10 protein-coding genes are annotated in these 14,512 nt (G+C 36.1%); all 10 read right to left on the bottom strand.

The window, feature by feature from the left end:
- Positions 1 to 61: 61 nt before the first annotated feature.
- Positions 62 to 1,432: a phosphohexomutase domain-containing protein gene (locus tag AC4CVD_RS18160; protein ID WP_490753625.1), complete on the bottom strand. Its 1,371-nt coding sequence runs from the start codon at positions 1,430 to 1,432 to the stop codon at positions 62 to 64.
- A 158-nt stretch (positions 1,433 to 1,590) separates the two neighbouring features.
- Positions 1,591 to 2,694 carry a hypothetical protein gene (locus AC4CVD_RS18155; RefSeq protein WP_490753623.1) on the bottom strand — a complete coding sequence of 368 codons (1,104 nt, stop codon included), beginning with the start codon at positions 2,692 to 2,694 and terminating at the stop codon, positions 1,591 to 1,593.
- A gap of 54 nt (positions 2,695 to 2,748) precedes the next feature.
- On the bottom strand, positions 2,749 to 4,437 hold the full coding sequence (locus tag AC4CVD_RS18150) for a hypothetical protein (protein ID WP_490753622.1): 1,689 nt from the start codon (positions 4,435 to 4,437) through the stop codon (positions 2,749 to 2,751).
- Between the two features lie 506 nt (positions 4,438 to 4,943).
- Entirely contained in the window at positions 4,944 to 6,575 is a 1,632-nt protein-coding gene (locus tag AC4CVD_RS18145; RefSeq protein WP_490753620.1) for a Tn7-like element transposition protein TnsE, read from the bottom strand.
- Positions 6,563 to 8,101, bottom strand: coding sequence for a TnsD family Tn7-like transposition protein (locus tag AC4CVD_RS18140; protein WP_490753618.1), 1,539 nt, complete (start codon positions 8,099 to 8,101; stop codon positions 6,563 to 6,565). Before AC4CVD_RS18140 ends, AC4CVD_RS18145 begins: the two co-directional genes overlap by 13 nt.
- A 2-nt stretch (positions 8,102 to 8,103) precedes the next feature.
- Positions 8,104 to 9,786 (bottom strand): AAA family ATPase, encoded by a 1,683-nt coding sequence (locus AC4CVD_RS18135; protein WP_490753617.1) that lies wholly within the window; start codon positions 9,784 to 9,786, stop codon positions 8,104 to 8,106.
- A gap of 16 nt (positions 9,787 to 9,802) precedes the next feature.
- Positions 9,803 to 11,911, bottom strand: a complete 2,109-nt coding sequence (locus AC4CVD_RS18130; protein ID WP_490753616.1) for a TnsB C-terminal domain-containing protein — start codon at positions 11,909 to 11,911, stop codon at positions 9,803 to 9,805.
- The gene (locus AC4CVD_RS18125) at positions 11,895 to 12,707 is read right to left on the bottom strand and encodes a TnsA endonuclease C-terminal domain-containing protein (RefSeq protein WP_490753615.1); all 813 of its coding nucleotides are present in this window, start codon (positions 12,705 to 12,707) and stop codon (positions 11,895 to 11,897) included. Before AC4CVD_RS18125 ends, AC4CVD_RS18130 begins: the two co-directional genes overlap by 17 nt.
- 421 nt (positions 12,708 to 13,128) lie before the next feature.
- Positions 13,129 to 13,647 (bottom strand): GNAT family N-acetyltransferase, encoded by a 519-nt coding sequence (locus tag AC4CVD_RS18120; protein WP_490753613.1) that lies wholly within the window; start codon positions 13,645 to 13,647, stop codon positions 13,129 to 13,131.
- Positions 13,637 to 13,903 carry a type II toxin-antitoxin system TacA family antitoxin gene (locus AC4CVD_RS18115; RefSeq protein WP_010325590.1) on the bottom strand — a complete coding sequence of 89 codons (267 nt, stop codon included), beginning with the start codon at positions 13,901 to 13,903 and terminating at the stop codon, positions 13,637 to 13,639. Before AC4CVD_RS18115 ends, AC4CVD_RS18120 begins: the two co-directional genes overlap by 11 nt.
- Positions 13,904 to 14,512 lie beyond the last annotated feature (609 nt).

Genomic DNA, 14,512 nt, shown 5'->3' with positions numbered 1-14,512 from the left:
GACATGAATAAGAATGGGAGCAATATTGTGCTCCCATTTTATTGTATTTGATACTGCAGTATTAACTCTGGATCAGCTGGGTCAGCTCATCAACATAGTCCTGCATCGGTCGTGGATTCTTGTCACGACGGCTTTCAATATTGAGGCGCAGTAAAGGTTCAGTATTGGAGGCACGGACATTAAAACGCCATGCACCAAAATCCAGGCTAACTCCATCGGTTTGATCGATCTCCGGCTGCTGATCGGCATAATGATCGAAAAGTTTTTGGATGGTCGCTTGGGTATCGGCGACTTTAAAGTTGATTTCACCACTGCATGGGAACTTGGAGATCATCTCTTCTACCAAAGAAGATAAGGATTGCTGTGTTTCTGATAATACGGCAATAGCCAGTAACCATGGAATCATGCCGCTATCGCAATAGGCAAAGTCACGGAAATAGTGATGGGCACTCATTTCACCGCCATAAGCCGCATTATGTTCACGCATTTTTTCTTTAATGAAAGAATGACCTGATTTAGACTGAATTGCTTCACCTTTGAATTGTTCAACAATATCAAAGGTATTCCAGACTAAACGCGGATCATGCACAATTTTCTCGCCAGCCTGTTTCAGTAAGAAGGCTTGAGCCAAAAGACCGACAATATAATAGCCCTCAATAAACTGGCCTTTTTCATCGAATAAGAAACAGCGGTCAAAGTCGCCATCCCAGGCAATCCCCATATCTGCTTGATGTTCTAATACTGCATTACGGGTGCTGTCACGGTTTTCAACCAAAATTGGATTCGGGATGCCATTCGGGAAGTGACCATCCGCCTCATTATGAATTTTGACAAATTCAACCGGAATCTGCAGCTGTTGAAATTTTTGTTCAATTGCATCAACGACATGACCTGCAGCACCATTCCCGGCATTCATCACCAGTTTCATCGGGCGGATTTTTGCCGGATCGATATAGGTCATCAGGTGATCGATAAATTCTGGCAGGATATTATATTTTTCCGTATGACCTTTTTGGCTAACTTCAATGAACTGACCCGATTCTGCCAAGGCCTGAATGTCTTTCAGACCGGTATCTGCACTGATCGGGCGGGAATTTTCACGCACCAGTTTCATGCCATTATAATCCATCGGATTATGGCTGGCAGTAACTTCAATACCACCCTGGACATCCAAGTGGAAAGCCGCGAAATAGATTTCTTCAGTTCCGGTCATACCTAAGTCGAGTACATTGACACCGGCATCATTTAAGCCGCGGATCGTGGCCTGCTTTAAGGCTTCACTGCTGAGGCGGATGTCACAGCCAATCACCACGGTTTTCGGTTGGTAGATCTGTCCGTAAGCACGACCAATTTTATAGGCAATCTCTTCATTCAGTTCAGTGCCGAGTTTGCCACGAATATCATAGGCTTTGAAACAGGTCAGTTTATTCATATGATCTCTCGGAATTCCTCAAATAAGGTAAATTTTAAGTTATTGAAATAGTATAAAGATAATGTGGCAAGATTAAAAAACAAAAACCCCCATAAAAAAATTACAGAGGCTTTTGGGTTTAAAATCAGGCTGGCTATAACCCTATCACTAAAGGCAGTTTAGAAACTGTGTAGGGTGATCCCCACTGAGGCTAAACCATAACGTTTGTCTAAACGTGAAGCGGTAACACCATTATAGAGGAAGGGAATATCACCAACAAAATTGCGCTGGAACACCTGACCTTCGATAAACCCGGTTACGTGCGGGCTAAAGTCATAGCTGAATTTGGCACCCAAAGTATGATTATCCTTGATCGGGGAGTTGCCAAAATTACTTACACGATCATCGATATCGTTACGCCACAAGCGCTGGTATTGATAAGCCAGCTGGCTTTCGAACTGACGATAGCGCCAGTTCCATGAACCCCCGAGATTGGCATAATAGGCATCGTAACTTAGGTCTTTCTCGATATCAAAACCAAATTCATTGGCATTGCCCTGTTTATACAAATCATTGACCGTAATATTTTCATTGGAACAAGGAGCAGCTAACTGGCCTGAATATTGATTATTACCATTAACTGAAATATCCATTAAACAGCCTGCGAGTGTGGCCTGGATATCAATATTACTGACTTTAACTTTACTATAACCCACACTGGCAAAAGCATTCAGCTGATTCATCGGATCCAGTTTACGCGAGAAGATGGCATCAAGTTGTAGCTGTAAGTCTTCCGGATTATGCACCTGAACTTGATTAAATACTTGCTGATTGACCTGTGTCGGGGTGGATTTCGATAGCGTATCAGCCGTGTTACCCCAGATGCTAGCACGGAAACTGAGAGCATCATTCTTTTTCAATGGGAGTGCTGGGCTATAGCGAACAGCCAATAACGCACTCTCAATTTCATTCGTATCCTGACTGTATTCAATTTCACGGTGCCAGTAAGTTCCTTCAATGGACCATTGAGGATTGAGCTCATATTGGCCAGATAGATGAAAACCCTGGTAATCACCCGCTGATTTATCGCTAATGCCTTCACTTTCACGCATATCAAAGATATCAATTGTGTCATTCACAGCATCGATGGCAAGATCGAGTTCAAGAGCAGAATTATGAGGTGAATTGAAGTTTTTCGCACTTAGATACAGGTCATTTGGGGCAGCATAGCTTACAGAGGCACTGCCTAAAAATAATCCCAGAATAGTGGATATTTTTTTCATATTTTTTTCCAGATGATAAAAAAGAGCTGCTTCTCAGCAGCTCTTTTTTCTTGCTTATTGGGTTACTTTAAATTTAGCAGATACACCTGATCCATCAGTTGTACCTAAAGTGTATTTAGATGCAAGAGCTGGCTTACCATTATTAATAGCGATTACGGGTGATGCTTTGATAACTGCAGTTACAGTGACAGTATCACCTTTTAAGCTAAAGCTATTGAGCTGAGTTGCTAAATTTGCTGACAATGACCCTAAAGTTGTTGTATTGAGTGCAATTTTACCGTTACTCAGTACATCTTTATCAGCGTTTATGGTGAAAGTGGTTTTTAGGCTATTGATTGTGGAATCAACCTTAATCTCTGTGCCTGCTGGAATGCTAGCTGCAGTTAATGTACCTGCAGTAAAGTTAAGATTTAACTTATTTGCAGAGATCGTTAATGTTTTAGTACCCGTGCTAATGTTTAATGTAGCAGCAGCAACAATTGGGTTAGCCGTTGTTGCATATGTACCGTTAGAAGTAATACCCACCAAAAGGTTATTTAAACTTTGTACTTGAATCGGGTTAGTGAGTGAAGCATTAAGTGATGTAATCGTTTGGTTGGTATTCTGTACATTAAAGCCATTTAATTCTAAATAGTCTGCATAGAACTCATTGGCGTTTTGAACAGCTTCGATAACTGTTGTAGAATCAATAGTTCCGGCAGGTACAATATCTTCAATCTGCGTAATTGCACTCGCAATGTCTTCATTAGATGTTGGAGCACTTGGATTAGCAACTGCTGTACTGATTGCCTTCAATGATTCTTCAACTTGAGTCGGTGCTTGAGTCAGGACAGGTGCCAAGATAGTGACAATTTTTTCTGCAGCAACAGACTCTTTCGCTTCAGTAACTGCAGCTTGAGTTTCATTTTTAATACTTTCGGTACCTGCATTGAAGGTCTCAGCAGGTACATCTAGAATCGCTATTTCTACAGATTGAACATTACTTGAAATAACCTCCGCACTTAAAGCTGCCAAGTTAGTCTGTACATTTGCTAAATTGTTTTGAATATCTAATGACAAATCATCTTTTACGGCTTCTACAGTTGCAGAAATTGCAGCTGTGATTGTAGCTGTGCTAGTCAAGTCTTCGTCTGAATCGGAAAGTGCTTCTTGTAATGCAGTAAATGCTGCTCTATTTAGCTCTGCTTGAGTAGTGCTACCGCCTAGAGAAGCAACAACTGCTTGAATCTGTTCGACCATTTGCTGTACTGCAACTGTTTTGGCATAGACTTGCTGATTCTTCATCGGATCAACGGATAATAAATCTACGCCTGATAAATTCAAAGCGGCAGCAATTTGCTGAGTTGCTTCAGCAGGGCTAGCACCTGCATCAATACTTGCCTGAATAAGTGTAGTAATTGGTGAAACTACAATCAGATTTTGTTCATTTGGAGCACGTTGTGGCGCTTTAATTTCGCCAGTAAAGGGCAAATCAGTCGCTGTATCAATACCGCCAGTTACGGTTAATTCACTTGATGTACAATCTTGTGGGAAAGTGAATTTACCCTCGTTATCAGTTTCTACTTGAGCATTATTACAGTCTACAAAAGTAACTGTTGCACCTGCTAATGGTCCATCAATGGCAAGACCTTTGATCGTCTGTGCAGGTGCAGTAGAGCCACCACTACTGCCTCCCCCACACGCACTCAGAAGTAAAGAAGTTGCAGCCGCAAGCGCTGTAAGTTTAAGAGAATGTTTTAACATATTTTGCCTCGAAAGAAAGTGAGTTTCTAGTTTTGTTACGTTGTAAATAGTACGAATTTTAAATGAAAATGTATAATAATCGAATGACTAAAACATTGATTATGCTAAAAGATTATAAAGAAAATTGAGTAAAATTAACTCATTTTTGTCTATTCAATATGTAACGATGTATTTAGTTTGTATCATTGATTTTCCCTTTTCTAAAATACGTTGAGCCCAGTCAGTATAATAATTAAATTTTTCCGTCTATTCCTTTTTTGACCGATTATTGGCTGTGGTAAACATCGTAATACCTCTCACTTCAGATAGAAACTTTTTAAGCCAACTGAGAGACTGAGCAAGAATTACTTTATTGAATTGAGTTAATTCTTTTTCTAGTAATAATTCGGCTTGCTCGTCAGCTTTGATCGCCAAGATAGAAATATTCTTTTTTCATCTCCAGGGCTTTGCTGCACAAACCTACTATTGAAGGCTTCTTCAGCAATATAATTCTCTAATGGTAATCCTTACACTTTCTCATTCTTTTTTAATTTCTTAAGTAATTCCTTAATAATTTTATCGAATCGTTCAACCCATCGTTCGAACTCATGACTTGATTCATTAAGTTCATTTAGATTTTTAGGATGATGTAAGGTTTTTGCCAAACCATAGTCTGCAAAATATTTTAAGGTCGGCCATCTTAGTGAACGCTGCATAATTTCTTTCATCATTGCTTTAATTGATCTCTCATCAAACTCATTCATATCATTTAAGCAGAGAACTAGGGTTGAAAGTTTTTTCACATTATCTGTGACATCTATTTCAAAGATTATGAAATTGTAATCGAATAGCTGATTCAACCTATATACCATTAGGGTGCGCTTATTTCCATCCGAAGTTATGTGGAGTTTAGATTTTTGTAATCTGGGAAGTTCATGGATTTTTGAGGTTGCCGTCGTAATATTATTTTGCTCAACGAACTTTTCTATCATGAACCTGAAAGCTTCAAAACGGTCCATAAACAAATCTAAATTATTGCTTTCATCTTCTAATCCCTCAAATTCACCGCGACCAATTGTCCCAATGCTACTTGCTTCATCAGTCCCTATAGCATCATAGTCCTGAATCTCATCTTCCTCTGAAGGTAAGGATGCATTCTTGGATCTTTTTTTATTATAAATTTTACGGGTGAGAACTGGATCGGAAAAGCTGAGCAATACAGGAGAGCTAGGCAAAGTAAGGATTTTACGATCACTATTAGCCTCTTGACTGTCATCAATTTCTGGAGATTCGGGTTCTTGTCGGTTTGAGTAAGTGCCTGATTTTCCTGTAGACGATGTATTCTTATTTTGAGTAAATCGCGGACTAGAAAAATCAATCCGCTTTGGTAAGTTCGATTCTAATCCTTTAATCTCTACAATTTCATTGATATAAATTTGATCCAATTTTTTAGAATAATAGGCTTTCACAGTTATTTCTACATTTTCTAAAGAAGGGGGATCGAAATTGAAATACCACCATTCTTTATTTTTGCCTTGTATTTTTTCATTAAAAAAATGAGTAGCAATGCTTTCATAGCTTCTTCTGATTTCAGGATTGATTAAAATCCAAGCGAGTAAGTTGCGCATGCCTGGATGATTATATTGAGATGGGGGGAAATTACTTGAGGGCAGTTCTTTAATCAGCACATGGTTTTCTGAAACTTTTTGAACGTTAAATTCCAGTCTTAAAAAGTTCTGTGAAAGTGCATTTCTCGCAAAATAAGCATTATGAAAAAATAATGCTCTAGCCAGTTCTAATTGTGGCAAATGCACAATTGTATTTTTAAATTTTTGATCAAGGTCAGTTAATTTCTGTGTGAATTGGAATTGTTTTGTCGCAATATTATTGCTGACCTGCCATTCTGTGAGATCGTTAATTTTAAATTTTAGTGTTAAATGATTTTCGTCTTTCAATTCAACTGAGGGATTTAAGCATCTGCGTTGCGCGACCAAGTGCATGCTTGAGAATCGAGTATGTTTAAAAACTCTTTGTTCCTCATACTCTAATCCAAGATTAATATTCCAAGCTATCCCTTGTTTATTCTTAAAAATTGCCCCAATAGATGAAATTCTAGCGTTTAACGGAAAACCCCTAATAACCAAGATTAATTCTCCCAATGAATAAGTTTAATAACGTTCGTTAAAAAATTATTTGCTTCAGTTGTTATTCTTTCCTCACTTAAACCCGATTTTCGTAAAATTATCCAGCGTGGCAGTTGTTCATTTACTGAATATGATTGCAGTAATACTCGGGTTAGTCGCCTAATCTGAAAGCAGCTAATATCCTCATTATATTGATCTAAAAACTGTTTGGTTAATGGCAAATTATCTAAATTTTTTTCAATAGTAGCTGGATTCTTAAGTTGCTTGATCCACCAGTTTTTCGATTTTCTAGGTAAATCTAAATTTTCTATAAATTGTTGTTTAATATTGATTAATAGTTTAACGGTTTCAAGATCACGTGTACCCCAATCAATTTTATTTCCTGTAGGTATGTGAGGTTGCTGATAATGACTGTTTGTTTCAAGTAGCCATTCTTTATCATTGCGATAGAGCCATGCATATAGAGCTCTATTTTGTTTTCTTGATGCGATGATGCTGTCCTGATTGATTGCCTCAAGCCATTTTTTTCGTTTTTCTAATATAATTGTATTTTGAGATTCTGTTATATCCGAGGATTGTAATTTTATAGATTGTGGTTTAATGACTGGTTGTAAAGAATTAACAGTTACTAAGACCTCATTAAATGACCACTCTCTACCTGCATTCATAGCTTCAATTACAATTAAATGTTGAAGATAGCTAAAACATTTACGATGTTTTCGGAAAATACTACGTAGCCAACTATTTTCAGAACTGAAATTGTCCAAATGATATTGCTTTAAAAACTGTTTAGACCAGCGGGTCGAAATTTTTTCATAAATGGAGTCATATAAAATATGAGAGTTTCCTCGGACACAATTATTTTGATGGGCAAGTTTCTTATAAAAAAGACTCCATTGCTCAAAACTTGCAGACTGTTTTGGACAAAGCTGTAAAAGCTCATCTACTTTTTTACAGATGAACAGATCATCTAATTTGGCTGCTGACTGAGTGACAATCGGGCAGTTTTTAACATCAGCTGCAATAAATTCATGTTTGTGTGGTGACCTAAACTCTATATTCGTTTGTATAAGTTCACCATGTTTTTGACAGCAGGTAACACCTTGGACTTGCCAAAGTCTGGACCAATAGTATTCTTTATATTGTTTAAGCTGTTCATTTATACATCCCGGGCAATATTGCAAATATGTGGGAGTTGCTATGTACGATGCATTAATTCCTAGGGCTAAGTGTACTGAGCCATTTGATTTATTCAGCATCCATAGCATGCATTCTTGTCTTCGCTCTTCTGGAACAAATGGGGCATAAAGAGGAAAAAGAGTATGCTGATAAATCAGTTTTTCTGCATTAAATTGTGTTTCAGGTAAAAGCTTTAAAATTTTTGATAAATGTGCGGGCAAATCTATTGTTGCTACAACTTCGCGATCTTGGAAAACCTCATCTAAAAGTTGTTTTGGGCTATTAATTGCTAATCGTATTCCAGCTCTAGCAACTGAACTATAGATTAACTCATTAGCATAAGGAACCGGAAAATTTAGCATATTTATCCTGCCTCTTTTATTAAAGTTTCCATATTGATGACATAATCAGTCTGGTTTTTTAGATGTTCATAAAAGCTTTGTTTATTTTCTTTCTGACTGAACTGAAAACGTAAATCATCATTATCAAGAGAGTGCCATAATTTGGGTTGAATTCTCTGTTTTCTTATCTTTTGTGTATCTTGTGGTTTATTTGCACTAGAAGGTGAAGAGAACTCCTCATTTTGCTCATGCAGCCAGCTTAGGATAATCGGCATTACTGATTTCATGTCAAATTTAGGATTCTCTCGGAATACTTTTTTAACTAGAGGTGCTAATAAATTTGATTCGTATCCCAGCTCAATCAGTAGGCGATGTAAATGAATAGATTCTTGATGTCCATCATAGATATCAATATCTTCCATGAACTCTTTTTTTTGCTCTAGTTTTGCTTGTAAGAGGAGTAGCTTTTTATCAACTTCGGGAATAATCAGATCGGAAAATTGTGAAATTTGTTCGGCATCACCTGAGCGTAGCGCTTTAATCATTGGGTGAATTGGGATTAAATCTTGTTCATATGTCTGTTTCAGTAATTTTACCGTGATACGCTCCAGCCCTGATTCAATTGCTCTCATTTGGGCTAATACAAATAATTTAACCACAATATCTGGAATGCCTTGGCTGAGATCATACCAGCAGTTCCTGATTTCTTCACTTATCATAAGATCTGCTTTTTTGAGCCACTGATACTTCCAAAGTGCTTCAGTAAATCCGACCCATTCTGATTTAATTATTTTTTTTGTCTGTGGGTGAATAAAGTTTTCTTCATTTTTAATCTGTTCCCACAGAATTGAGCCTAATCCCACCCCTCGTCTAGCAGATCTCAAATCATCTTCAAAAATAAATCGAGCTTTTGGTGTGCCAACCATCACGACTGGCAAGCCAACCACATTAACCAAAGTGACAAAGAAATTCAGCATTTTATCTGCACCTCCAGACTTGTTCACACTTAGATGCTGAATTTCATCAATAATAAGCAATCCAATTGCATGTAAATTGGCAATCTGGCGCATTAAGTTGAGTAATGTTTCAATACCATGTCTTTTTAATGCATATTTTCTTTCATAATCAGACCCTAGTGCTTGATCGATTGCTCTGAAAAAGTGTAGGCACAAACTTTTTAAAGAGCCATCATGTGGGCAATCAATTTTTAAATAAACAATTTGCGTAAAATTATACTTTTCATGAAAAATGACCGGAGGATAAGTAGCTAGAATTCGATTTAAGGTAGTAGTTTTGCCACTTCCTGAACAGCCAATAAAACACATACTTCGTGCAGTGGACTTAGCTGCTTCAAAGCGAACGGCATTTACATCACCAGTCATCATTCGCTCATAACCATTTTGTAGATGTGAATTAAGAGAGCCATTTGCAAGATTACGCCCTACGTAACCTTCACGAAGCATAATGGAGAGTTTTTGTTCCAGTTGAATATGCCGTGCAATCGGTTGAAAAAAATTATTCATCAACTGAGCAATAAGGTGACCTCTAACTACACCTGATTCATGTTTTTCTGATGGGTTAATGGTAATTGTACTTTTTAGTGCATTTTTCACCTCTGAAAATTCACGTACAGGTGGTAATGCTTCTATAAGAGGATTTCCTTGATACTGTCCAAAACTTGGATGATAAACTGCATTAACTTTCATTATTATTTACCTCGTTTTAATTATCATCTTCATCAAATAATGATTCGTAATAGGTTGGAATAAGTAAGGTGGATTCTTCGTCTTCTGCTTTTTTAATTCCTGAGATTGGAATAATATTGTCTGTAACCTTCGAATCTTGTGAGCTTTGGATTTGGGTAGATTTCTTTAAATCCTCCCTTTCTTCAATTCTTGCCTGATTACGGTTATTCCGTATCGATGAAAGGCGTTGAGCATTACTTTTTTGAGTAGAATGTCTAGATGAAATCGCTTTTTCAATGATATCTTCATTGCGTTGTTCTAAATCAGCACGTGCAAGATTTGCATTTATTTTGTAGCGAGATCGTGTTATTTTTTGCTCAAGTTGAACTTGCCATACCTCCCAAAAACTACAACCTCTAAATTCTCTAGAACGATTTGAAAGTTGTGCTTCCCAATAATCTGAATGATCTTCAGAATGAAATATATAAACTTTTTCAGCGTTTGCTGGATCGTAAGCAACTTTAAATTTCGGCCTTTGTCTTGAAGCACTTTTCCTGTGTAGCAAGCCGCGTTCAATGAGTTCTTTACAATTATAGAAGACTCCGAAAACCTTTAATCCTAGCTCAGAGAGGGTGCCATCTGTGCGGGGAAGTAGTGCAATATAAATCGCTTTTTCTGATGCTGAGCGTAACTTACCTGTTCGATTCTGTATGCCCCAATTCCATAAATGAATAGGAATGCAAGGTAAATCTGTTGGCATATCAATGTCGCGATCATAAGAAGAAAGTTCATGTGTGTTGTTGTAAATGAGAACAGAATTTAAAATGATCTGGGTAAATTCCTTAACAGTGAGTGTTGCATCTAGTCGGTAGTCTTTACCACCACGTTTTTTTTCTTTGATTGCTTGAACTACACCAGGTGCATAAGGTTTAAATTCAGCCTGGATAGTGCGGAAATAGCGCTCTACAATTGACTTTAAATCACCACGATAAGCAGGTGTGTTTTCAATTCGGATGGCAAAGTTCTTTTCGAGATTCTCAATTTGATGTCCAAGTAATTCGGCTCTATCTGCCAGTATTGCCTCAGGTAATCCAATACATGGCCAATCGTTAAAAGTAATCTCGTGATCAAATTTTTTACAATAATCGACCTTATCAGACATCGCCATACGAAGAACTAACATACTCGTAGCATAAGATGGATTTTCTAGTCCTACGTACATGCCAGTAACCATACGGCTAAATTCATCCATCATAAAGTAAATGGTTGGACGTCCAATAATGCAGCCTCTATCTGAGTCAGAAACAAGATAGATGTCGGCTATCGTAGCATCTACTTGGTAACGTGATCCTGGTCCGAGAACATGTGTATTAACTGTTGAATACAAAACTCTTTTGTCTTTTAAATATTCAATTTTACTAGTTCGTGATTTTATTTTTAGAATAGGACTATATTCACGGTCATAAAAGTATTTTAATTGCCAGATTGATGGGACTTCAGTTTCAATAATGTCTGGATATAGGCTTCGATATATACTAAGAAACTTACGATATGTGTAGGGTAGAGTATGCTTATTTTCATTGAGCATGTACTGATTGATGACTCTCCTAAATAGCCTCTCAATATCTTCATCAATAAGAGCGCCTGTCCCTTCAGAAATAATACGCGGGCGACCTAATTTTTTATTATTTACAGCCTTTTTAACACCTTTTCCTCCAGAATTATAATACTGAGGGATTAAGGCATTCGGGGTCATTCCTCTTTGCCAATACTGGCGAAGTAAGCGATATATAGTCTGTTTAGTTGTAATTTTTTGATTTACAATTTCATTAATCAAAGATGCACGTATGTTTGAATCATAAAATTTTTCATGTTCAACTATAGGTTTTATAATAGCTAAATTCTTGTCACGTTTGATTTGATAGACAGAGTTTTCTTCTAATACCAGCAAAGACATGTCTTCAAAAGGATCTGTAGTAATTTTTATGTTGCCCGATTCAATTGCCTCGATGAGTGTGGATCTTGTATACAATTCCGGTAAAGCTTTTTGATTTTCAAGCTCGATCCAAATTATATGATCTGTATATACTTTGAGGATGCGATACTTTTTCTCATCACACTCATAAACATCATTGATTCGAAGCATTGCAGATGACCTCCCATGAATCTTGTTTACTGAGTTTTATATTGCCACATGTGATTTTTCTATAACTAATGTTGATATCAAATACGAAGTACCTCTGAGCGATGAGCTCGCGGATTTCTAATAGTGATTCTCCTGGTTCTAATGAATATTGAACATCAATATATTTTGATAGTTCAATTAGACTCAGATGAGAATTTCTTATAAATTGCTGATAATAGAAGTTGATTTTATCTGAAGTATGATTTTTACTTTCTGAGTAATTTGCAGGATATAACCATTTAATATTGTCAACGACCGTTATAGGGATATCTTTTTCTGTAACAAGATACCAAGGGATATTTTCTTTCTGCCAATAGCGTCTTTCTAATTCGAGACTTTCAAGAATATTTAAATTTTCTAATTCAGTATGAGAAATAGCTCTGATGACATAAACAGGGGGAGCATTAGCAGCTTCACTAACAATAAAAAATGTAGAAACTAGTATTTGTGCAATACCATTTTTCATTGGATGATAAAGGGAAAAAGTACGCGCCAAATCCTCAGTTTCTTTTAAATTCAGTGGCATTTGTTCTCGAATATCTTTGATAAAAATATTTCTATCTAAAATCAAAAAAACAGCGAGCTCTAAATCTGAAAACAAGTGATGAGTTCGACCGGTTTTATAGCCATATACACGACTTGAGCGGTTGTTTAGGGATTTATTATCCTTAACTGTCAAGAAGGGTTTGTATGTATTTAGAAAGCCTTGACCACGTCCTTCTTTTATCCATTTTAGTTGTTGCTCTTTGGTTAACATATTTTTTTAACCTGCTTTAGTATGTTTTTGAGCATATCATTAGGTTGTTTATTATTCAATATGGTATGTATCTTTATTACTTTTTATCTATGATTTATATTTTGTTTTATATTTTTTATTTCAAATTATTGATATTTATAATTTAATTATATTTATTCTGGTTAATTTTAAAATGTTTCATCTTATTGTGAAAAATTTAAAAAATAAAGTTTCATTCTTTACTTTTGAAAGTATGATTTTAAATTCCAGTGAAAACTCTAGAATAAAATGAGCTACTATTGAATTGTTTGGTAGCCAAAATATTAATTTTCCTAGGGTTTTTTATCAATCAGCTTGAGAAAAACTGACTTTTCCTCATTAGTCTTCATAAATTGCAAATTGCTGAATAAGTCCGTCACCTATTCTTGTTCGTAATCTACTACTAGTCACTCCTGTTGCTAGTAGGCCATTTAATTAAAATTAGGATTTCACTCACTGGATATATTAATGTTAATGGATTTGATGTTAATGAAATAAAGCCAAAACGCTGATAAAATTCCATCGCTTTTTGATCCTTGGCATGTATTACAATAAAATTTACACCAATAATTTGAGCAACTTTTGAAACTTGTTTAAGCGCATGTGCTAAAAGCACTTTTCCTATTCCTCGCCCTTGGGCAGTTTGATCAACGGCAAAGCGACCTATAACTACACAAGGGAGTGGATAACGAGGTAATCGTTGAGTGAGAACCGCATCAACCCCATCAAATCCAATAGAGGTACTTGATAGGCAATAAAATCCTCGCACCTGCTGTGTATCATCATCAATAGCAACATAGGTTTTACTTGTTCCTGATTTCTGATGCTGAGATGCGTATTGTTTGATGAACTTGTTTAAATCATCTTGCCCACAATTAAATGATTTTTTCTGATGATGGGCTTGTAAAACCTCAATTTTCATCCAATAAACTCATTAATTTTTTCATCTCATCATTTGCAGGGCGTGGATTTTCAAGCAAATTCATTAACATATCACGATCAGCATTATTTACTTTTAACTCGTGATTAGATTTAAGTAATTCTTTTGCTCGTTCAAATGAGGACTGGATCATAAAGGAACTCACACTAAGACCCAATAAATTCGCAGCTTGCTCAATTACATTCTTTGCATCTACAGTTGAACGAACATTTATTCGTTCTGTTGCTAAGTTAGTCATATTTTTCTACCAATTTGTACATCAGTATGATGTACAAATTATAGCAGATTAAGGTGGTGGTTTAAGATTCAAATTTGCATATTTTGTTTTGAAATATTTGAATAGAAAATCAGTGGTTTAATATGAACCAAAATGAGGGGGTGAATAAGAATAGGTAGTAGGTTTGCATAAGAATACGCAAGGTATTCACACGCTATGACAAACCGGCTCAAAACTTCGCTGTCATCAATCTACCTTGCCTAAATCATGATCTGGCTTAATTGATGGCATGCCTTTTTGCTTTGGTTGACTGTTCTTTGAGCAAGTAGCGTATGATGTGTTCCCATTTGATACAAACTTAATTATAAAAATACAAACATTAAATTCAAATTTTTTATTATCTTATTTTATTATTATATGAGAGTAATAAAGTTTCATCCTTTGTTGTGCATAAGTATTTGTTTTTATTGGTTCCAAAATTATATTGTATTTATTAAAGTATCATACTATAGGCAGGGCTAGTCTAAATTTAATTCTATCAAAATAAAAAAAGTTTCATACCAAAATTACAAAATACTGAAAATAATGAATATATTTTCTTTATTTTGAAAATTCGTATGAAACTTTATT

The sequence above is a fragment of the Acinetobacter sp. LipI_23 genome, from assembly GCF_058243045.1.
The sequence above is the reverse complement of the archived record's forward strand: the minus strand, read 5'-3'. Positions and strand labels throughout refer to the sequence as shown.

Excerpts from the sequence above, each read along its gene's own strand:
- AC4CVD_RS18160 (WP_490753625.1), bottom strand. The coding sequence starts at position 1,432 with ATGAATAAACTGACCTGTTTCAAAGCCTATGATATTCGTGGCAAACTC.
- AC4CVD_RS18155 (WP_490753623.1), bottom strand. The coding sequence starts at position 2,694 with ATGAAAAAAATATCCACTATTCTGGGATTATTTTTAGGCAGTGCCTCT.
- AC4CVD_RS18150 (WP_490753622.1), bottom strand. The coding sequence starts at position 4,437 with ATGTTAAAACATTCTCTTAAACTTACAGCGCTTGCGGCTGCAACTTCT.
- AC4CVD_RS18140 (WP_490753618.1), bottom strand. The coding sequence starts at position 8,101 with ATGCTAAATTTTCCGGTTCCTTATGCTAATGAGTTAATCTATAGTTCA.
- AC4CVD_RS18135 (WP_490753617.1), bottom strand. The coding sequence starts at position 9,786 with ATGAAAGTTAATGCAGTTTATCATCCAAGTTTTGGACAGTATCAAGGA.
- AC4CVD_RS18130 (WP_490753616.1), bottom strand. The coding sequence starts at position 11,911 with ATGCTTCGAATCAATGATGTTTATGAGTGTGATGAGAAAAAGTATCGC.
- AC4CVD_RS18125 (WP_490753615.1), bottom strand. The coding sequence starts at position 12,707 with ATGTTAACCAAAGAGCAACAACTAAAATGGATAAAAGAAGGACGTGGT.
- AC4CVD_RS18120 (WP_490753613.1), bottom strand. The coding sequence starts at position 13,647 with ATGAAAATTGAGGTTTTACAAGCCCATCATCAGAAAAAATCATTTAAT.
- AC4CVD_RS18115 (WP_010325590.1), bottom strand. The coding sequence starts at position 13,903 with ATGACTAACTTAGCAACAGAACGAATAAATGTTCGTTCAACTGTAGAT.